Source organism: Brevundimonas goettingensis, from assembly GCF_017487405.1.
GTDB lineage: Bacteria > Pseudomonadota > Alphaproteobacteria > Caulobacterales > Caulobacteraceae > Brevundimonas > Brevundimonas goettingensis.
In genome coordinates, this window is sequence record NZ_CP062222.1 from 961,355 (window position 1) to 979,657 (window position 18,303).

The 18,303-nt window shown below is 67.0% G+C and carries 20 protein-coding genes; 8 read left to right on the forward strand and 12 right to left on the reverse strand.

Annotated elements, in window-relative coordinates:
* Position 1 precedes the first annotated feature (1 nt).
* The gene (locus tag IFJ75_RS04865; RefSeq protein WP_225896998.1) at positions 2-940 is read right to left on the reverse strand and encodes a transglutaminase family protein; all 939 of its coding nucleotides are present in this window, start codon (positions 938-940) and stop codon (positions 2-4) included.
* 55 nt (positions 941-995) lie between these two features.
* Here IFJ75_RS04865 and IFJ75_RS04870 point away from each other — a divergent pair, with 55 nt between their 5' ends.
* Entirely contained in the window at positions 996-1,718 is a 723-nt protein-coding gene (locus IFJ75_RS04870; RefSeq protein ID WP_207931512.1) for an N-formylglutamate amidohydrolase, read from the forward strand.
* On the opposite strand, the gene IFJ75_RS04875 is transcribed toward IFJ75_RS04870, so the two are convergent.
* Positions 1,707-1,928 carry a hypothetical protein gene (locus IFJ75_RS04875; RefSeq protein WP_207931513.1) on the reverse strand — a complete coding sequence of 74 codons (222 nt, stop codon included), beginning with the start codon at positions 1,926-1,928 and terminating at the stop codon, positions 1,707-1,709. The genes IFJ75_RS04870 and IFJ75_RS04875 overlap by 12 nt on opposite strands.
* A gap of 233 nt (positions 1,929-2,161) precedes the next feature.
* On the opposite strand from IFJ75_RS04875, the gene IFJ75_RS04880 reads away from it, so the two are divergent.
* The 3 genes from IFJ75_RS04880 to IFJ75_RS04890 all read left to right on the forward strand — a co-directional run bounded on the left by IFJ75_RS04880 (position 2,162) and on the right by IFJ75_RS04890 (position 6,603).
* Positions 2,162-4,306: a catalase gene (locus IFJ75_RS04880; RefSeq protein WP_207931514.1), complete on the forward strand. Its 2,145-nt coding sequence runs from the start codon at positions 2,162-2,164 to the stop codon at positions 4,304-4,306.
* A 132-nt stretch (positions 4,307-4,438) separates the two neighbouring features.
* The gene (locus tag IFJ75_RS04885; RefSeq protein ID WP_207931515.1) at positions 4,439-6,103 is read left to right on the forward strand and encodes an FAD/NAD(P)-binding protein; all 1,665 of its coding nucleotides are present in this window, start codon (positions 4,439-4,441) and stop codon (positions 6,101-6,103) included.
* The gene (locus IFJ75_RS04890; protein WP_207931516.1) at positions 6,100-6,603 is read left to right on the forward strand and encodes a DUF1543 domain-containing protein; all 504 of its coding nucleotides are present in this window, start codon (positions 6,100-6,102) and stop codon (positions 6,601-6,603) included. Before IFJ75_RS04885 ends, IFJ75_RS04890 begins: the two co-directional genes overlap by 4 nt.
* A 3-nt stretch (positions 6,604-6,606) precedes the next feature.
* Here IFJ75_RS04890 and IFJ75_RS04895 read toward each other — a convergent pair whose 3' ends face one another.
* On the reverse strand, positions 6,607-7,803 hold the full coding sequence (locus IFJ75_RS04895; protein ID WP_207931517.1) for a DUF2252 family protein: 1,197 nt from the start codon (positions 7,801-7,803) through the stop codon (positions 6,607-6,609).
* A 312-nt stretch (positions 7,804-8,115) separates the two neighbouring features.
* On the opposite strand from IFJ75_RS04895, the gene IFJ75_RS04900 reads away from it, so the two are divergent.
* Both IFJ75_RS04900 and IFJ75_RS04905 read left to right on the forward strand, forming a co-directional pair.
* Positions 8,116-8,304 (forward strand): hypothetical protein, encoded by a 189-nt coding sequence (locus tag IFJ75_RS04900; protein ID WP_207931518.1) that lies wholly within the window; start codon positions 8,116-8,118, stop codon positions 8,302-8,304.
* Between the two features lie 40 nt (positions 8,305-8,344).
* Positions 8,345-8,692 carry a hypothetical protein gene (locus IFJ75_RS04905; RefSeq protein ID WP_207931519.1) on the forward strand — a complete coding sequence of 116 codons (348 nt, stop codon included), beginning with the start codon at positions 8,345-8,347 and terminating at the stop codon, positions 8,690-8,692.
* A 39-nt stretch (positions 8,693-8,731) separates the two neighbouring features.
* Here IFJ75_RS04905 and IFJ75_RS04910 read toward each other — a convergent pair whose 3' ends face one another.
* The 7 genes from IFJ75_RS04910 to IFJ75_RS04940 form a co-directional block, all read right to left on the reverse strand.
* The gene (locus IFJ75_RS04910) at positions 8,732-10,015 is read right to left on the reverse strand and encodes a BamA/TamA family outer membrane protein (protein WP_207931520.1); all 1,284 of its coding nucleotides are present in this window, start codon (positions 10,013-10,015) and stop codon (positions 8,732-8,734) included.
* A 107-nt stretch (positions 10,016-10,122) separates the two neighbouring features.
* Complete coding sequence (locus IFJ75_RS04915) at positions 10,123-10,308, reverse strand: hypothetical protein (protein WP_207931521.1); 186 nt, start codon at positions 10,306-10,308, stop codon at positions 10,123-10,125.
* A gap of 22 nt (positions 10,309-10,330) precedes the next feature.
* Positions 10,331-10,792 (reverse strand): spore coat protein U domain-containing protein, encoded by a 462-nt coding sequence (locus IFJ75_RS04920; RefSeq protein WP_207931522.1) that lies wholly within the window; start codon positions 10,790-10,792, stop codon positions 10,331-10,333.
* Positions 10,780-13,134, reverse strand: a complete 2,355-nt coding sequence (locus tag IFJ75_RS04925; protein WP_207931523.1) for a fimbria/pilus outer membrane usher protein — start codon at positions 13,132-13,134, stop codon at positions 10,780-10,782. The genes IFJ75_RS04920 and IFJ75_RS04925 overlap by 13 nt, the downstream gene beginning before the upstream one ends.
* Entirely contained in the window at positions 13,115-13,816 is a 702-nt protein-coding gene (locus tag IFJ75_RS04930) for a fimbrial biogenesis chaperone (RefSeq protein WP_207931524.1), read from the reverse strand. The genes IFJ75_RS04925 and IFJ75_RS04930 overlap by 20 nt, the downstream gene beginning before the upstream one ends.
* Before the next feature lie 8 nt (positions 13,817-13,824).
* Complete coding sequence (locus tag IFJ75_RS04935; RefSeq protein WP_207931525.1) at positions 13,825-14,298, reverse strand: Csu type fimbrial protein; 474 nt, start codon at positions 14,296-14,298, stop codon at positions 13,825-13,827.
* 423 nt (positions 14,299-14,721) lie between these two features.
* Complete coding sequence (locus IFJ75_RS04940) at positions 14,722-15,084, reverse strand: DUF1622 domain-containing protein (RefSeq protein ID WP_207931526.1); 363 nt, start codon at positions 15,082-15,084, stop codon at positions 14,722-14,724.
* A 171-nt stretch (positions 15,085-15,255) separates the two neighbouring features.
* Between IFJ75_RS04940 and IFJ75_RS04945 the strand changes: the two genes are divergently transcribed.
* Positions 15,256-15,729: a DUF202 domain-containing protein gene (locus IFJ75_RS04945; RefSeq protein ID WP_207931527.1), complete on the forward strand. Its 474-nt coding sequence runs from the start codon at positions 15,256-15,258 to the stop codon at positions 15,727-15,729.
* 296 nt (positions 15,730-16,025) lie between these two features.
* On the opposite strand, the gene IFJ75_RS04950 is transcribed toward IFJ75_RS04945, so the two are convergent.
* Positions 16,026-16,238 (reverse strand): SHOCT domain-containing protein, encoded by a 213-nt coding sequence (locus IFJ75_RS04950; protein WP_207931528.1) that lies wholly within the window; start codon positions 16,236-16,238, stop codon positions 16,026-16,028.
* A gap of 217 nt (positions 16,239-16,455) precedes the next feature.
* Between IFJ75_RS04950 and IFJ75_RS04955 the strand changes: the two genes are divergently transcribed.
* Entirely contained in the window at positions 16,456-17,325 is an 870-nt protein-coding gene (locus tag IFJ75_RS04955) for a bestrophin-like domain (RefSeq protein ID WP_207931529.1), read from the forward strand.
* Between the two features lie 10 nt (positions 17,326-17,335).
* Here IFJ75_RS04955 and IFJ75_RS04960 read toward each other — a convergent pair whose 3' ends face one another.
* Positions 17,336-18,253, reverse strand: a complete 918-nt coding sequence (locus IFJ75_RS04960; RefSeq protein ID WP_207931530.1) for an HAD family hydrolase — start codon at positions 18,251-18,253, stop codon at positions 17,336-17,338.
* Positions 18,254-18,303: the final 50 nt, after the last annotated feature.

Sequence of the window (18,303 nt, forward strand, 5' to 3'; positions counted from 1 at the left end):
GTCAGCGGACGTCCTGAGGCGCGGATGGGGCAGGGGGCGGGTCAGAAAGCGCAGGCGCGGATAATGGTTCCGGCTCCACATCGATGCGTACGGTGACGTCCATCCCGATAGCGCTGCCGGGAAAGCCGGTCCAGGCGCCGGACAGGGGCAGGGCCTGGTAGGGATCGCGGGCGATGGCGACCCGGATCAGGCCGCGGTTCCCGATGATGGCATTGGTCGGATCGAACTCGACCCAGCCCGAGCCGGGGATGAAGACCCTGACCCAGGCATGGGTATTGCCGCCGCCTATCCGACCCTCGTGCTGCGTCGGCGAATAGACATAGCCGGATACGAACCGGGCCGCGAACCCCAGCGACCGCACCGCCTCGATCATCAGGACCGCATAGTCCCGGCAGGTGCCCTGACGCGTGCGCAGCGTCTCCAGCGGCGACTGGGCGCCGCCTTCCGGGCGCGGGATATAGGTGAACTCGCGTTTGATGGTCCGGGTCATCTCGGTCAGCAGACCGAGCGTTGGGGTGCGGGTGTCGGTGTCGAGAAACCGCCGCGCCCAATGGTCGACGATCCGGTCCGGATCATGATGCTGGCGTTCGATCGAGCGCAGCAGGTCCGGCATGTCCTCCGACGAATAGGTGAAAGGATAGTCGCGGGCATAGTCCTCGATATCGACGCGTTCAGGCTCGACCGGGGCGTGTTCCATCCGCACCCGGCTGTCGAAGCGCAGTTCCGTGGCGCGACGGTCGAACCGGGCCAGGGCGACGGCGTTGCCGAACACATCCTGGACCCACCGGAGGTCGACGGGCGCCGGGTCGATGTCGAGGGACGCCTCGATCAGCCGCTGGTCATAGCTCTCGCGCGGCCGCACCATGATGCGGTGCTCGCCGAAGGCGACCGGCTGGTTGTACCGGTAGACGGTCAGGTGGGAGAGGGTGAGAATTGGCATGACGGACAGCGGAATGAGGGGCGGCGGACTTCTGGGGCCGCGGGATCCGCGAACGGTGTCGCTTGTAAACCCGACCGGAGCCTCTCCGTTCCTGCTCATCGGGGACCATGCCGGGCGCGCCCTTCCGGAAGCGCTCGGCGATCTGGGGCTGTCGGAAGAGGATCGGGTCCGGCACATCGCCTGGGACATCGGTGTCCGGGCGCTCGGCGAAGCCCTGGCCCAGAGGCTGGATGCGGTCTTCATCGCCCAGACCTGGTCGCGACTGGTTGTCGACTGCAACCGCGATCCTGCTAGAGCCGACGCCATTCCGGAAGTCAGCGACGGGTCTCCCATCCCCGGCAACGTCGGACTGACTCCGGCGGACAGGGCGGCGCGGATCGCTGAGGTCCATGCCCCCTATCAGGACGCCATCGCCGCCGAGCTGGCGCGGCGGGCAGGGCGTGAGACGGTTCTGGTGGCGCTGCACAGTTTCACGCCTCGCATGCAGGGGACGGACCGGCCCTGGGACGCCGGCGTTCTGCACGACCGCGGCGACCTGACGTTCGCCCACGCCATGCTGGCGATCCTGCAGGCCGCGCCGGGACTGACGATCGGGGACAACGAGCCTTACAAGATGGACGGGATCGATCACACCGTTCCTCGGCACGCCTTTGCGGCGCGTCTGCCCTATGTGGAGCTCGAGATCCGGCAGGACCATCTGTCGACGGACGCGGGCGTCATGCTCTGGGCGGATCGGATCGCCGACGGGCTCAGGAGCGCGCTCGCGTCACTGGCCTGAGGTCTGGTCCGCCGGACCGGCTCCGGCCTTCAGCATCAGAACGCGGCTGCGCAGTTCCCGCGCCGTATGAGGATCCGGCTCGGTCGCGGCGATCGGGGCGATGGCCTCCGGATCAAGGTCATCGACCGTTGCGAGCGCCGCCTCGGCCTCCGGCGTCAGAGGAGGAATGTCGTGCTCGGCGCCGGGGATGGGGGTGATGTCTGTTGCCATACGCGTCTCCAGCGCCTTCAAACGACGGCGCCGGGGTCCTGTTCCTGTGTCCGCAGCCGGACCGCAGACCGGGCTGGACCCGCTTTCAATTCAGCAGCCCGGGCGTCGCGAGCCCGTCAGTCCGCAGCCCGACAGAGGAACCGCCGTCGTCCGGGCTTGTTAGAGGCGCGGACCCTGCCGGAAACAGCAGTTGACCCGTCTGGTCCGCGCTCGACAGTTTCCGGAACATCGCCATGGCCAAGACGCCCACCGCTCCCCGCACCGCCAGCGGCGGGCCCGACAAGTCCTCAGGTCGAAACACGGCGAAGCCTGCGATCACCACAACGATCGGCGCCGGGGGCGAGGTCCACCAGGCCGCATCTGCGCAGGACCAGCGGCTGACGACCAACCACGGCATGCCGATCAGCGATGATCAGAACACCCTCTCGGCCGGCCCGCGCGGGCCCCACCTGCTGGAAGACTTCGTCCTCCGTGAGAAGATCCAGCATTTCGACCATGAGCGGATTCCCGAACGGATCGTCCACGCCCGCGGTTCGGCGGCGCACGGCGTCTTCGAACTGACCGAGAGCCTGGCGGACTACACGACCGCGAAAATCCTGACCGAGGTTGGCAAACAGACCGAGGTCTTCACCCGCTTCTCGACGGTCGCCGGCGGCGCCGGCTCGGTCGACACGCCGCGCGACGTCCGCGGCTTCGCGGTCAAGATGTACACGGTCGAGGGCAACTGGGACCTCGTCGGCAACAATATCCCGGTCTTCTTCATCCAGGACGCGATCAAATTCCCCGATCTGATCCATTCGGTGAAGATGGAGGCTGACCGGGGCTATCCGCAGGCGGCGTCCGCTCACGACACCTTCTGGGACTTCATCGGCCTGATGCCCGAGAGCACCCACATGATCATGTGGGCCATGTCTGACCGAACGATCCCCCGCAGCCTGCGGATGATCGAGGGTTTCGGCGTCCACACCTTCCGGCTGGTCAATGCGGCGGGGGAGGCGACCCTGGTCAAGTTCCACTGGCGGCCCAAGCTGGGGACCCAGTCGACCTGTTGGGACGAGGCGGTCAAGATCGCCGGCGCCGATCCGGACTATCATCGCCGTGACCTGTTCGACGCCATCGACAAGGGGGACTTCCCCGAATGGGAGTTCGGCGTCCAACTGCTCACGCAGGAACAGGCCGACGCCCTGCCGTTTGACGTTCTCGATGCGACCAAGCTGATCCCCGAGGAGCTGTATCCGGTCCGCGTCGTCGGCCGGATGGTGCTGAACCGGAACCCCGACAACTTCTTCGCCGAAACCGAACAGGTCGCCTTCCTGCCCACCAACGTCCCGCCCGGCATCGACTTCTCGGAGGACCCGCTGCTGCAGGGCCGGCTGTTCTCCTATCAGGACACCCAGCTGTCGCGTCTGGGCACGGTCAACTTCCACCAGATTCCGATCAATCAGCCCAAGGGCTGCCCGTTCCAGAACATGCAGCGCGACGGCCATATGCAGATGCAGGTCCCCAAGGGCCGGGCCAACTATGAGCCCAACAGCCTCGCCGAGGCCGGCGAGGACGGCGGCCCGCGCGAGGACCCCAAGGGCGGCTTCCGCAGCTTCCAGACGCCGGTCGAGGGAACCAAGGTCCGGATCCGCGCCGAGACCTTCGCCGATCACTTCAGCCAGGCGCGGCTCTTCTTCCGCTCCCAGACCGACATCGAACAGGCCCACCTCGCCAGCGCCCTGGTATTCGAACTGTCCAAGGTGACGCTGGAGCACGTGCGCCTGCGTGTGATGTCCAACTTGCTGAACGTCGACGAGACCCTGGCCGGGCGGGTCGCGGACGGTCTCGGCATGGACCTGCCGAAGGCGTCGGCGCCGGCGGCGGAGCCGTTCGACATGGATGACAGCCCGGCCCTGCGCATTGTGGGAAAATATCCGGATACCCTGAAGGGGCGTCTGGTCGGCGTCCTGGTCACTGACGGCGCGGACGGCAAGGTCGTCAGCGCGGTCAAGGCGGCGGCGGAAGGGCAGGGAGCCCAGGTTCAACTGATCGCGCCCAAGGTCGGCGGCGTTGTCCTCAAGGACGGCTCGAAGCTCAAGGTCGATCGCCAGCTGGCCGGATCGCCTTCGGTCCTGTTCGACGCCGTGGCGCTGGTGTTGTCCGAGGCGGGATGCGAACTCCTGCTCGGCGAAGGCGCCGCGGTCGATTTCGCCAAGGACGCGTTCGGGCACCTCAAGGCTATGGGTCACACGCCCGAGGCCCAGCCGCTCCTCGACAAGGCCGGGGTCGTCGCCGACGACCGCGTCGTTCTCCTCGGCAAGGACGGCAAGGCCTTCGTGGCCGTGGCGGCGGGCCGGCAGTGGGATCGCGAACCCAAGGTCCGGATTCTGGCCTGAGCCATGGAAGAGCCGGAGAGACAGACAGGCCGGACACGGCTCTTGTGTCAGCTAGTAGACACGAAGCGGCTGACTTTGCGTGGAAATTTCTCCGGCCGTGGCGCCAATCCGCTGTTGGCGCATTGAGCCGAAATGAGCCCCTCAATCGCCTTCGTCGGCGCTGGTCCGACGACCCTGTACAGTCTGAATACCCTTCTCGCCGGGACTGAAGGCGGGGTGACGATCACGGTTTTCGAGGAACAGCCGACGGCGGGATTGGGCGCGCCCTATCGTCCCGGTTGGAACGATCCGGCCATGTTGTCCAATATCGCCAGCGTGGAGATCCCGCCGCTGACCGAAAGCCTGCTGGCGTGGATGCAGCGTCAGCCTGTCGCGGACCTGGCGGCCATGGGGATCGACGCGGCCGAGGTCGACGAACGCGCCTTCGTGCCCCGGATCGCCCTCGGCAGCTATTTCAGGGACCAGTTCGAGGCGCTGGTCGCCGCCGGCCGGGCCCGGAGTGTGGATATCGACATCCGGACGCGCACCCGGGTGATCGACATCACCTCGACCGAAAACGGGATGCTGGTGACCTTCACGCGTCAGGGCGGCGTCTTCCACGAGATGTTCGATCGCGTCGTCTTGGCCACCGGCCACCAATGGCCGTCAGAGCAAGAGGTGCGGCCGGGCTATTTTCTCAGTCCCTGGCCAGCCGAGGCCCTGGCCGCCACGCCGGCGGTCGAGGTGGGCATCAGGGGCTCATCCCTGACGGCGATCGACGCGGCCGTCGCTCTTGCCGGCGCCCATGGTGTCTTCCACCGAATGGACGATGGTCTGGTCTATGACGCCGCGCCGGGAACGGACGGCTTCCGGATGACGATGATGTCCCGCAAGGGCCTGCTGCCGGAGGCGGACTTCTTCTTCCCCCTCCCGCATGCGCCCCTGTCGATCTGTACTCCTGAGGCCATCAACAGCCTCCTCAAGAGCGCCGAAGCGGATTTGCTGGACCGGGTCTTTGATCTGTTCCGGCGGGAGCTGATGCAGGCGGATCCGGCCTATGCCGACGCCATGGCCCTTGAAACCGCGACGCTGGAAGATTTCTGCGAGGCCTATTTTGCGAATCGGGCGGCGACGGATCCCTTCGTCTGGGCCGAGGCCAATCTGCGAGAGGCGCGCCGCAACCATGCCAAACGGGTCACGGTGCCGTGGCGTGACGCCATCCTGCGGATGCATGAGGTCGTGGCGGTCATCGCGCCACACCTCGACGGCGCGAGCTTCGAGCGGTTCAGCCGACATCTCAAACCCGTCTTCGTCGACGACTATGGGGCGGTCCCACATGAATCGATCGAGCGTATGCTGGCGCTGCACAAGGCCGGCAAGCTGGAGGTTCTGGCACTGGGCGACGACTACAGGATTGACGCCCATCGGCCGGAGGGCGGCGTCCTGCTGACGCAGGGCAATAAGGCGCGCCATTTTCCGGTGTTCGTCGAGGCGACCGGCCAGCGTCCGCTATCCGCCATACAGTTTCCCTTCCTGTCCCTGCTGGAGCAGGGGATCGTCCGCGATGAGGTCACCACCGAGACAGGCCCCTCACGTGGAATCGTCGTCAATGAGGATTTCCACCCGATGGTCGATGGTCGGCCCCTGGAGCGCCTCTTCTGTTTGGGCCTGCCGTTCCTCATGGGGCGCCACCCGTTCATCCAGGGCATCACCAGTTCCCACGACATGGGCGAGGTTGTAGGCAGGGCATTGGCCAGAGGCGTCCGCGCGGACACGCCGGCCCTGGAGAACATGGCGATGACGGCAGAGGCGGCTTGAAGCTCTTCGCGATCTACATCGGGGGCGAGCACCCCGGAGCCAATATCGAGGTGCACGACATGCGATTTGTCGTCGCTCCGACCATCGAAGCCACCTACCCGACGCTGCTGCGCCAATGGTGGGGCAAGCCGGGCAGCTTGCACGTCGACTGCTGGGCCGAGGTCGGTCACGCGGACGGCTATGAGGTCACACTGCGGTCCGAGCCCTTCGCGCGAGGCGAGCGGCTCTATTACGTCAATCTTGGGGGATACGACGGCGTCGACTTCGCGGAGAAGCACCGGAACGTCTTCGTCGTCGCCGACAGCCTGGCCGGCGCCAAGTCTCGCGCCATCAAGCTCGCGAAGGACTGGACCGACCCCCACCGCGACGAGATGTACGAGGCCGAACAGGCCTTCGCCCTGAGCGAGGTCGCCGCGGACCAGCGGCTGCATATTCACCTGACGCCGGGCCTGCAGACCGGACCCTTGCCCTTCACCTGCCGCTACACCCCGATCCGATAGGCGTCACGCCGCCTCCTGCAGGGCGTACTGGCGGCAATGCTCAAGATAGGCGGCCTCGTGCAAGCCCATCAGTTCGACCACGCTCGACCACAGCCAGGACGGGGCGTCGAGTGTGGTGGAGCGACTATGGGCAAGGGTCGTGTTCCAGGCCGTCCGGTCGGGCTCGCTCATCTGGCGGCCATGCGCCTCGCCCACCACGCCGCCGAGATAGGTGGCAAGAGCGACGGCCTCGGCCGATGTGGTCTGCGACAGTTCGATCTTGAGGTCCTGCGGCGCCAGTTCGCGCACGGTGACGGCCTGACGGTCGAGACGACCCGCCCCCATCCGGTCTCCCAGATGGGGCGACAGGGCGCGCGCCCCGGTCAGAACACGCTGGCCGTTGTCGCGCGGCGTCGCCCCCTTCTCAGACCTTGGAGCCGCAGCCGCCACGGCGGCCTTGATGTCGATAAGGCGGGTCGAGGCCGACTTGCCTGACCCGATCCGGACCAGCGCCGCATAACGGCTGCGACCGAGCGAACTGCAGCCTTTCATCCAGTAGGCGGCGTCCACGAGCCGGACCGCGCGCCCGGCCTTGGCGCGTAAGACCCGGCTTCGGATCTCGTCGTCTTCCAGCAGGGCGCCGATGGCTTCGCGCTCCTCGGTCGTCAGCGGCCAGAAGCGCTTGCCCAAGGCGATTTTCGCCTGGGCGCCGTCCAGGCGATCTTGCGCCAGCTCCGGCCATCGCCGGTGCATGGAGTGGGACAGCAGACGTTCGACCAGGCGCGAACGCCCCGGGTTGCCATCGCCTTCCGCGGCGGGGTCCAGCGCCGCCTGATAGCCGACCATAAGGGCCTCCAGCACCCGCGCGGTCGTGACCCCCGGCAGGTCCGATCCCCGGAGCGCCGAGGCCAGCGACAGCCCCAGCCGGATGATGTCGTGCGCGGGATTGCCGATGACGGTCTGATCCAGATCGCGAATCTGGATCGCGACTCGTCCTTTGTGATCGGCGATCGGACCCAGATTGCCAATGTGGCAGTCGCCACAGATCCACACCGGCGGCCCCTCGGGCACAAGGGCAGGGGAGGATTCCAGCCAGTCGTAGAATTGTTTGGTGCTGCCCCGGACATAGGCGTGCGCCGACCGCGCCATCTTCAGCCGCCGGCTCCGGGTCAGGTTCGCCTGCCGCTCGGAGGGCGAGCGGGCGATGTCTTTGTGGGTCATGATCGTTCGGGAAAGGACATCTCGGCCCCAAAGGCCAAGCTCGAGCAATCTCAACGGTGCGGGGGCGTAGCCGTTCCGCCAGAATGGCGCCTCCTGATCGTCCGCCCGTGAGAAGATGCTCCAGACGAAAATCGGAGAGATGCCCGGCTAGCGTCGAGTTCCTGGTGCGTGTTGTCGGCACAGGCGGCTGGAACGGGCCGGACTCGTAAATCCGGCGATCCTTCCTATATGAAAGCTGCCTGCGCCGAACCGCTGCACGCAGATCGGGCCCGATCGTCTTTGCGATCACGGGCGCGCTCCTGAGACCATTCAATGACCAGTCGCCCGCCACCCGATCTCGAGGCCGAGAACGCCTATCTGCGCATGCGTGTCGCCCAACTCGAGAATGATGTCGTGGATCTCTCCGCACAGGTCATCCGGGCGCAACAGCAAGCCGAGCGGCGTCTGAACCGGTCTGTTCCGGCCGAGCCGAATCCCCTGAGCGGCGGACAATCGTTCTAGCGAATTAACCGCCAATCCTTATGCGCATCGGAAGCCCCGTATGATCGAAGAGAATTTTGTCAGGCTGTACGCGTCCGATTTTGTACGTATGGCCAAGCGCCCCGGACTCATGGCCGCGGATGATCCCGCGCTGGAAAGGCGCATCGTCGAGGCCCGCAAACATGCCGGCGTCATGGACGCCCGGAAGGGAGAAGGCCATCTAGCGGCGCTGATCAGCCGGTTGAAGGATGAGGCGGGTCGGCTCCCTTCGACGATCCACAACGTCTTGGCCGATGACATCGGTGCGATCGCGAGCCGACACCGATTTCTGGCGGAGGTCGCTTCTCGGCTTGGCGCCGTGGAGCAGACCTTGCCGGATCGGAGCAGCCGGATCGCCAGCTTCGTTTGAAAACCGGCGTGTCGTGCGGCTGCGGATAGCCCGACTCCCTCAGTCCATGCCGAACGACCAGGCGTGGCCGAACTGCAGGTACCAGATGAAACCGCCGGGGCCCCAGGCGAAGTCGGCGCCGGCGTCCATGCCGAGCCTGCGCGCCAGACGGTAGCGGAAGCCGACACCGCCGGCCCAGATGTCGCCCGAGTCCGAGAAGATGCGGCGGTCGCCGCTGTCGGCCGAGCCATAGCCGGCGAAGGCCAGCAGGGCCCAGCGCGGCGAGACCTGCCAGGTCGTCTCGACCTCTGTGCTGACGGCGGTCATGCCCTGGTATTCGGCGGCCTGAACGCCGCGCAGACTGACGGCCGGGGCGTAGAAGAAGGGGAAGTCGTCGCGGATGGCGTCGATCTGGACCTTGGCGCCATAGCGGACGGGACCGGCGACCGGGCCAAAGACGTACAGATCGGCGGCATAGACCTCATAGTCGCGATCGCTGCCGAAGGCCTCGCGATTGAACTTGCCCTCGACATAGGCATTCACGCCGCGCGTCGGGCTGATGGCGTTGTCGCGGCTGTCGAAGTGAAGGCCCAGACCCAGGGCGCCGGTCTGGAGGGTCATGCCGAAGTCGTCGGCGACGTCCTCCGGCAGGAAGCTGGTGTTGATGGTCGAGGTGAGCTTGCGAAAGTCGAAGACCGGACCGATCGAGAAGCGGTCGTCGCTGAAATGCCAGAGGGCCGAGCCGACGATGCCGTAGTCGTACTGGCTGGTGTATTCGACGCCGTCGGGCGCGAAGGCGGGGAAGGTGTCGAGGGTGACCTCGCCATGGCCGATGCCGAAGCGGTAGTTCAGCCGCCCGTCGAAGGCGTAGCCGCTCTGGAAATAGCCGAGACCCTCCGAGCCGTTGCCGGTCCGGAAGGCGCCGATGATGTGCCGGGTCACCTGACGCGGATGCTCCGGATTGGCCTTGAAGAAGGCCAGGGCCACGCCGCCGCCGCCGTCCACCGCCGGCTCGGTGATGATGATCGGCGCCGGGATGAAGCCGCCCTTGGCCAGGAAGGCCGAGAAGTCGAGGGCGTGGTCTTCGGGGTCTATGAACTGGGAGAAGAAGCTGTGTTTGACCCGCGGCGTGGCGAGGGTTGAGCCGGCCTCCGGCGCGTCCTGTGGGGGCGGCGGGCTCGTCGGCTCGCGGTTTTCCGGCCCGGCGACGGGTTCGGCCTGAACGGGGGCCGCCTGGAACGCCAGGCTGAGGAAGAGAGCGCCGAAGACCCATGTTCCGCCGAGCCTCGCTCGACCGGCGACTGCCTCGACCGCCCGAGGATTTCCGATTTGTCTGCCCGGCACGGTCGGCCTCCTCGCGGATCTGACCTCACCTTGAAGCGACCGCCCCGGCGCAGGCATCCGGGGAAACCCCGATCGGAGGCGGCAGGAAATCCCGTGAGATTACAGGTCTAGAAGCTGTAGACGATCCGGCCGACCTCGCGGGTCACCCGAGGTGGTGCGTCGCGCGAGCCGCCGCAGACCGCGCCCGACGTCGAAAGGACGCAGGTCTGCTCCACCCGCACCCTCACCATCATCGGCACACTGGAGGCCGGGGGAGGGGTATGGGCGTTCTGGAACACCGCGAGGAGGAGCATCGAGACCACACCGCGACCAAGCCTAGAACGCCACTTCGATCAAGAGCGTATCCGAATAACTGCCTGCCGGCACGCGCTGACCAGGAGGGATAACACCGAAAATCGGCCAACTCGCCCGGCCTATGGTGCGTGTACGCGGCGCCGGAAAGGCGACCGTCCCCGCCGTGCCGTCACCCAGCACCAGCCGCCGGGTCGGCTCGGCGTAGAGGTTGTAGTGCAGTTCGGAAGACCCTGCAGTCATAGTGCGGTCGACATAGTTTCCCGACCTGCCTGCGCTCAGGGTCACCACGGGGACGGCCGCGCTGCCCTCGCCGGGGAGGCAGAAGACCTCGAGCCGTCCGATGTTGGTCGTGGGGCTGGCGTTCAGGCTGCGGTAGGGCGCGAAGGTGAGGCCGGTCACGCTGATCCTGCAGGCTCCGCTCTGGGCTGCGGCGGGGACGGTGGGCAGGGTCAACAGCACGGTCACGATTATCAAGGCACGCATGGATAGGGTCCCAACCGGGGCAGGGCGCTTTCGGATTCCGCGACGGTGAACCGGGCGGCGCAGCCGCCGCCACGCCAGCGCACCTCCAGCCGGTTCTCGCCGAGTGTCAGGCCACGCACGTAGATTTCCCCGCCGAACCCCAGCGGCGCTTCCGCATCCTGCCCGACCAGCCGAACGCTGGCCCCGGCGGGCGGAGTCTCGCCGTCGGGGGTGTGGAGCACGATGATGGCCGCCCGCGCCCGGGTCACCTCGAAGCGGGTCACCATACCGGCGCCGGCGCGGGGTGCGACGAGCAGGGTGTTGTCGGACAGGGCGGCATCGATCGGCAGGTCGGTGGCATCCAGCGATATCGCGTTCGGGAGCCAGGACTGGAGATCGGTGACGAGCAGTCGTCCCGATCCGTTGGTCCGTCCGACCGGTCGGTTCTCGAGCGCGACCCGGACGCCTTGCGTGCCCGCGGTGTCCACCACCGTGAATCCATCGTCGATCCGGCTGGTCAGGAACGCCTGTCCGCCCATCAGCACCAGGGATTGAGCGATCTCGGCCTGTAGCCCGGTCGAGTCATTGATGCGGGTCGCTCGCGCGAACAGCTCGGCGCGGGCGCCGTGCCAGCTCGCGTCCGCGGATACGGCGGCGTTATCGTCCTGATCGGCGGCGGCATAGAACTGCCAGTCGAGCCGGTTCTCGAATTGCTGGCCCTGAAACTGGATTTCGCTGTCGGGCCGGCCGTCACGCCAGCTCTGCTGGGCGAAACCCTGCACATTCTGACCCAGGGGCATTGTCAGGGAAAAGAGCCCGCCCCAGGCCCCCGTGCCGGTGTCTGCATAAGCCGAGGCGGAGAGGCGGATGCGACGGCGATTTCCAACGTCCACGCCGTATGTCCCGGATACGACGCTGGTGAGGGTGCGGTTCTCGGCGAGCTCTCGCGCATAGACGAGATTCATCTGGCCGAGGCTGCCGAAATTGTATCCGAGCGATCCGGTCAACCGTTCGACATATCGGGAATACCCAAACCAGCCCGGGAGATCGACGTAGTCGAAACTGCGAACATAGGCCGCCGAAACGTTGAGGCGTGCGGTCATGCGCGACGCGGCGGCATAAACGGCGAACCCGTCATTGCCCCCGGCCCGGCTGCCGAGCACAGCGCCGTCAAACACCAGGAACCGGCCCACGGCGGTCGTCGCGCCAAGGCCGCCGCCCCAATAGTCGCTGGATCCTGAAACAAAGCCGCGCAGCGTGACCGTGTCGCTCGCCGCATAGGCGCCGCTGCCCGAGATGAAGAAGGGCCCGTAGTCATTGCTGTTCAGATTGTAATTCTCTCGCGGGAAGCCGGCCGCGACGGAGTAGTCGGTCTTGCCTTTCGCAAGCAGGCTGTTGCCGGCGTAGAAGGGCAGGTCCACCTCGACCCGCCGCCCGGACTGTTCGGTTACGACCGCCCGGATCGTATTGGCGCCCGTGACCACCGGAAGGTCCCTCAACAATATCGGGCCGGGCGTCACCGCGTCCGAATAGCGCTGAATGCCGTTGATGAAGACATCGACGGTCGAGGGGACCGAGACCTCTTGTGTCAACGTCGGCACGGGGGTGGTGACGAGATCGGGCCTCAGGCCGAAGTCCCGCCTCAACTGGACGCCCCCGAAGCGCAGGGTGCGGAACCAGTTCGGCCCGACGGTGAAGGAATCGCCCAGTCGCAGGCGGCGGCTATGTCCGGGATCGTCGAAGTCGATGCGGGTTTCCAGCCGGGTGAATCGCATCTCTTCCTGAGGTCCGCCGGAGATCACGCCGCCGCTGGAGGCGGTGAACACCGGCGAAAAGAGCCGCGTATCGAGGTTGACCGAGAAACTGCGCGAGAACATCGGGTCGTCTTCGCGCGGCGACCATTGGCCGAAGGCGTCCCAGGCCAGCATCGCGCCCCAGTCCGCGCGCGCCTCGATCCGCGCGATGCCGGGTGAGACCCGCAGTTCCGTGGTCTTGAGAAGGCGGGGGGCGGCGGTGAAGTCGATGGTCTGGGCGCGCTCGTCTGTCGTCCAGCTGAGCCCCGCGACCCGATCCAGCCAGATCCAGGCTTCGCCCTGGATCGGCGTTGCCAGCCCCGCGTCGAGCACGAAGCCGAGGCCGTCGAACTGTTCGGCGGGGATGCGCAGCCGGCCCTGGTCGCTCACGAAGCGCCCGACCAGACCCAGGGGCCAGTGGTTGATGCTGACGTCGAGCAGATAGATTTCGAGGGCGTTCTCTCGGGCGGCCGGCGCGGGATCGACTGGCTGCGCCCAGGCTGTCGGCGCGGTGGCCATGGTCGTCAGCAGAAGCGAAACCAGGGCGGTCTCATGGCGCGAGCGGAACATCGGCGCGGACCTGGCCGAACTCGCCTTCGCCCGCGATCGTCAGCGATTGCGTCTCGCCGGGCACGCCCCCGATCGTCCAGACCCGCTGGGCGCCGGCCAGCACATAGCCTTCGAGCGGGGCGCCGACCGTCTGGCCCCCGGCGCTGAGGGCGGCGCCGACCAGTCGCTCGTGAGCGGCGCCATCGTTGGTCGCGGTCAGGGTGACCAAGGTCCCGTTTCGGACGGCGGTCCACTGAAGCCTCGGCCGGTCGGTGATGGCCGTGGTGACGAAGACGGGGACGAGGGCCCGGACCGCGGTGCGTACGCCTGCGCCGCTCGGCGACGCGTCGCTCGGGATCTGGTCGATCACCAGACGGAAGGCGCGCTCGCGGTCGGCGGCGGGCAGGTTCTCGATCACCAGCCGGATCACCTGGGACTCGCCGGGCGCCAGGGTTGCCTGCGGCGGGCTGGCGAGCAGGACGGCGGAAGGGGCGTACTGATCGGTCCCGTCCGCCTGGCTCCAGTCCATCGCCCGGACCTGAATATTGGCCGGGGTGTCGTTGGAGTTGCGGATGGTCAGGGTCGTGGTCCGCTCGGGTCCGACCATCTGCAGGCGCGTCGGCCCGATCTCGATGGAGTCCGCGAGGGCGGACGATGCCGCCAGAAGCGCCGCGAGGGCGCCGATCATCAAGGCGCGTGTCATGGAAGCTCCTAGAACTGGATGGTCACACGGACCATGTCGACATAGTTGCCGGCCGGTACGACCTGTCCCGTCGGGACCTGGCCGTAGACGGTGTAGGTCACGGTCTGGCCCGTGTTGTCCTGCCCCGACAGCTGCCAGGCCGCGCCGCCGGTGTTGATCGGATCCTGCAAGGCCGCGTCGCGGAAGATCTGATAGTTGAGATTGGCCGGACCGCTCATGCGTCGGGCCTGTGGATTGCCCGATCCGCCTCCGTCCATGCTGACGGTCGCCGCCGATCCGGGCGTGCAGCGCACGGTCACGACGGTCGTCGCCGTAGACGCGGCCGCAGAACTGTAGACACCGAAATTCAGATCCTGTGCGGTCACCTGACAATCGGCCACGACCTGGGCGCGGACTGCGAACTGGGCCGTCTTGGTCTGGGCCAGAGCGACGCCGGGAACGACTATCGCCGCAAGACCCCCAACCAGCCAAATCCGTCGCATCACACCCTCCCGGCCCTGAAAGCACGGAGGTTAGCCACGTCCGGACGGGGACCAATCGGCACAAACCCCTAGCGCTCCCGCAGCCCGCGGAGTCGAGCTCGGCAGGGAGAGGGACACAGCGCCAACGGCCGCGGTGCGATCGATTCTCGGGGTTCGCGGCGCCGGATATCAGGGTTCGACCGGATGGGATGAGAGACGGAAAAGGTGTCTTCTGAGCGTGCCCGACAGCCCGGTAGCCCCCCAACCGCCGGATGACGTCGGGTCCCGGAACGCCCCAACTCCCGGGCGCACTCGGCCCCGCGTTCTCCGACGCGGGGTCGTTTTCTTTTGGCCGCAAGCCCGTGGGCCTGACGGATACCTCCAGACGCAAATCGGCCCCGCGCTGGAAGACGCGGGGCCGTCGGTGCGGTGGAGATCAGAGGTTCAGGCGGCGGGGGCGACGGTCTCGGATCTCTCCGGCTCGGCCAGGGTCTCGACATCGCGGGCCAGGAAGAAGTTGAGCACGGTGCGGATGGCGGCGATGGCGGCCAGCTGGCCGATTTCGGTCCAGTTGGGCGCGATGGCCGTGTCGGCGATATCGGCGGCCAGAGCGAACTCCAGCGCCAGCATCAGCCAGGCCGCCAAGGCGATCCAGGCCGGCTTGTACGCGCCGCCGGGACTGTCGCTCAAAAGGGGTTTGAGGCACATGAGGGCGGCCTTGCACGCGCCGACCACCACGCAGAGCACCGCGAGGAACTCGCACAGCAGCGAGACGTAGCTCGCGACCTCCTTGAACACGGATTCCATATCCACCTCCAAAAGCCAGGAGACAGAGGAGACCAGCCTTCAAGCGCGCCCGGCATCGGGTCAAACCCGACAGGGAACCTTCCGGAGAGACAGGGGGGCTGGGGGAAAGACCTGATCGTCAAGCCGGGGCCGCGGGGATTGGATGAGGCCACATCAACCCGCGAGGCCTCCATGTCCGACAAGCCCGTAGACGACAATCAGTTCATCGCCGGCTCGCCGTCGGTCGAACTGTCGTCCAATCGCACCAGTCTGTCGTTCGAACGGACCCGGATGAGCGCGGACCGGACCCTGATGTCGATCGTGCGGACCTCGCTGTCGCTGATCAGTTTCGGCTTCACCATCTTCGAGGGCTTTCGGCAGCTGCAGAAGAGCGGGGCCATTCCCTCGATGAGCGACGGCCCCAGGAATCTGGGCATGGCGCTGGTGGGGCTGGGCATTCTGCTGCTGATCATGGGCATCGTCTCCCACATGCATTTCGGGCGCGGGTTGAACGGCCGGCGCGAGCGGCTGTATGGCGAGAAGCTGCTGCACAGCGACATTCATTATTCGGCGACGCCCACCTTCATTATCGCCTTCCTGCTGCTGGCGGTGGGTATCCTGGCGATCGCCTTCATGGCGGCGCGTCCGCTGATCGGCCCGCACTGATCGCAACGGGGATCAAGACGTTGAGCCGCGCCGTCATCGACGGCGCGGCTTTTCCTTGATCGGGGAGGGGGAGGCGCGCGCCGAAGCGCTGTGCGTCAGCCCTGGCGCGCTGCGGCGACGGGCGAGGCCTGTTGCAGCGGTCCGTGACCGGCGAAGGCCGGCGCCGCGCACAAGGCGACGGACAAGGTCGTCAGGACCGAAAGCGCCGAGAGGCCGCGCCTGATGAAAGGGCGTCCGGAACTGACAGGCGGGATGGGCGTCGCCGCCATGACGATCCTCAATCCTGTTCCCTGGCCCTAGTTGTTGCGCAGGATGTCGCGACGCTTGGCGTCGTACTCGCGCTGGGTGATCACCCCGGCGTCGAGGGCGGCCTTCAGGTCGATGAGCTGCTGACCCGTGGTCTGGGTCTCGATGGCGGTCGTGGAACTGCCGCCGCCGCAGGCCGTGAGACTAAGCGACAGGGCGAGCGCGACCGGCGCGGTGATCACGAGCAATGACAGACGGGGCATGGCGATCTCTCCAGATGGAGCGCCAGACTGCGATCATCCGCCCGGCACGGCACTCAGGTCTAACCCGCAACGCTTGTCAGGGGCGGCGCGGCCGCGACCCGCCCGCCATCAAGGCCCGCCTGTCGCGGCGAGGGCAGGGGGACCATGAGGGCGTCTAGGGACTCCAACCGATAGGCGCCCTCGCGCTCCAAGCGCCACCATGGCGGCGACGGAGGGCATGACCATGATCACCACCTTGAGCGGCCTGCTGGACGGAACCCCGCTGTGGGTCATCGGGATCGGCCTCGTACTCTCCATGGCGATCGCCGCGGCGATCGGCTGGTTCGTCCGGCGACGGCTGGTCGCCGCCTCGGGCGAGCGCGAGAAGTCGGACCAGGAGGGCTATATCGTCTCGGGTGCGCTGGGCCTGCTGGCCCTGCTTCTGGGCTTCACCTTCTCGCTGGCGATCGAACGCTACGAGGGGCGCAGGGCCCTGGTGCTGGAAGAGGCCAACGACATCGGCACCGCCTATCTGCGCGCCCAGATCCTGCCGTCGCCGCACCGCGAGCGGGTCAGCAACATCCTGGTGGTCTACACCGACAACCGGATCGCTCTCGCCCAGGTCCATGGCTCCGGGTCCGAGCGCGACGGGCTGGTCCGCCAGAACGACAGGCTTCTGACCGACCTCTGGGCCGAGACGGTCGCGGTCATGCCCAGCATCCGCGACGCAGAGTTCTCCGGGGCCTATATCGAGTCCGTGAATGCGGTCATCGACATGGACACCGCTCGCAAGGTCGCCCGTGGGCTGCATGTGCCGTCCGAGGTCTTCCTGCTGCTGCTGGTCTATCAGATCGTCAGCGCAGGGGTGCTGGGCTTCGTCCTGTACGGCCGCCATGGCATCGCCCTGGCCACCATGTTGTGCCTGCTCTTCACCCTGTCGCTGCTTCTGATCATCGACGTCGACCGTCCGACCTCGGGCGGGGTGCGCGAGTCGCAGACGCCGATGCTGCTGCTGAAGGACTCGCTCGCCAGCCAGCCCCCCAAGGTCTTCAACCGGACCGTCGAAGGCGTCGCATCGCCGGAACTGACTGATCCCGCCGCGTTCTGAAGCGAGGCTTTCAGGCGAAGACGTTCTTCCAGTCCCTGGCCATCGACACGACGGTGACACCCAGTTCCCGGGCATGATCCAGCCCCTCGATCAGGGGGCTGAGATGGTTCTCCCGGTCGTAGGCCGCCTCGCGGAAGGCGTCGTCGTGGTGCAGCAACAGGGCCAGGCCCGGCGTCGGACCGCCCATGGCGTAGCGCAGCATGGGAAGGTCGCTGTCTGAACTGCCGAAGGCCAGGATCGGCCGGCGGCCGATATGGTCGGCGATGGTCTCGACCTTGGCCTCGGCGTCGTTGAACAGCCGCACCGTCGGCAGCTTGCACAGCACCGAGCCGCCGAAGGCGTCGAACCGCTGCTCGATCCGGTTCGAACTGCCGACGACCTGCTCCGGCGGGATGCCGTAGAGGCGCTGGGAGAGGGCGCGGATGAAGTCCACGCCGCCCGCCGAGATGATCCATGTGCTGAAGCCGCTGGCCCGCAGATATTGCAGAAGCTCGAGCTGGGGCTGGTAGACCAGGTTGGCGCACAGGCGGACCAGGGCGGGGTTGGGCGTGACCTCCAGCCAGGCCCGCACCCGGGCTTCGAACTCCGGCAGGGTCAGGCCGGCGTCGATCAGGGCCATGGCCTCGAAGATCGCGCGCTTGCCCAGGCGGTGGGCGGCGGTCGGATCTCGCTCCAGCAACGTGCGGAACGGCTCCCGGTCCCGCAGCGAGGGCGCGCTCTCGGCCAGCTTCTCCAGACTCTCGCGGGCGAACAGGGTTTGAACCGTCGTCGGCTGTTCGCACCACAGGGTCCCGTCGTGGCCGAAGACGGCGATGCGATCTTCCTGGGCCACGAAGTGGGCGCTCGAGGGATCGGTCGTCAGCGCGACGAAGTTCAGGATGGCGCTTCGGGCGGCGTCATCTCTCCAGGACGGGAGAACTGCGGGCATGGCGGCTTCCAGACAATTTGAGCGACCACACCACAGGACCGACACCCGCG

Excerpts from the sequence above, each read along its gene's own strand:
- IFJ75_RS04865 (WP_225896998.1), bottom strand. The coding sequence starts at position 940 with ATGCCAATTCTCACCCTCTCCCACCTGACCGTCTACCGGTACAACCAG.
- IFJ75_RS04875 (WP_207931513.1), bottom strand. The coding sequence starts at position 1,928 with ATGGCAACAGACATCACCCCCATCCCCGGCGCCGAGCACGACATTCCT.
- IFJ75_RS04880 (WP_207931514.1), top strand. The coding sequence starts at position 2,162 with ATGGCCAAGACGCCCACCGCTCCCCGCACCGCCAGCGGCGGGCCCGAC.
- IFJ75_RS04885 (WP_207931515.1), top strand. The coding sequence starts at position 4,439 with ATGAGCCCCTCAATCGCCTTCGTCGGCGCTGGTCCGACGACCCTGTAC.
- IFJ75_RS04895 (WP_207931517.1), bottom strand. The coding sequence starts at position 7,803 with ATGACCCACAAAGACATCGCCCGCTCGCCCTCCGAGCGGCAGGCGAAC.
- IFJ75_RS04900 (WP_207931518.1), top strand. The coding sequence starts at position 8,116 with ATGACCAGTCGCCCGCCACCCGATCTCGAGGCCGAGAACGCCTATCTG.
- IFJ75_RS04905 (WP_207931519.1), top strand. The coding sequence starts at position 8,345 with ATGATCGAAGAGAATTTTGTCAGGCTGTACGCGTCCGATTTTGTACGT.
- IFJ75_RS04915 (WP_207931521.1), bottom strand. The coding sequence starts at position 10,308 with ATGCTCCTCCTCGCGGTGTTCCAGAACGCCCATACCCCTCCCCCGGCC.
- IFJ75_RS04920 (WP_207931522.1), bottom strand. The coding sequence starts at position 10,792 with ATGCGTGCCTTGATAATCGTGACCGTGCTGTTGACCCTGCCCACCGTC.
- IFJ75_RS04925 (WP_207931523.1), bottom strand. The coding sequence starts at position 13,134 with ATGTTCCGCTCGCGCCATGAGACCGCCCTGGTTTCGCTTCTGCTGACG.
- IFJ75_RS04930 (WP_207931524.1), bottom strand. The coding sequence starts at position 13,816 with ATGACACGCGCCTTGATGATCGGCGCCCTCGCGGCGCTTCTGGCGGCA.
- IFJ75_RS04935 (WP_207931525.1), bottom strand. The coding sequence starts at position 14,298 with ATGCGACGGATTTGGCTGGTTGGGGGTCTTGCGGCGATAGTCGTTCCC.
- IFJ75_RS04940 (WP_207931526.1), bottom strand. The coding sequence starts at position 15,084 with ATGGAATCCGTGTTCAAGGAGGTCGCGAGCTACGTCTCGCTGCTGTGC.
- IFJ75_RS04945 (WP_207931527.1), top strand. The coding sequence starts at position 15,256 with ATGTCCGACAAGCCCGTAGACGACAATCAGTTCATCGCCGGCTCGCCG.
- IFJ75_RS04950 (WP_207931528.1), bottom strand. The coding sequence starts at position 16,238 with ATGCCCCGTCTGTCATTGCTCGTGATCACCGCGCCGGTCGCGCTCGCC.
- IFJ75_RS04955 (WP_207931529.1), top strand. The coding sequence starts at position 16,456 with ATGACCATGATCACCACCTTGAGCGGCCTGCTGGACGGAACCCCGCTG.
- IFJ75_RS04960 (WP_207931530.1), bottom strand. The coding sequence starts at position 18,253 with ATGCCCGCAGTTCTCCCGTCCTGGAGAGATGACGCCGCCCGAAGCGCC.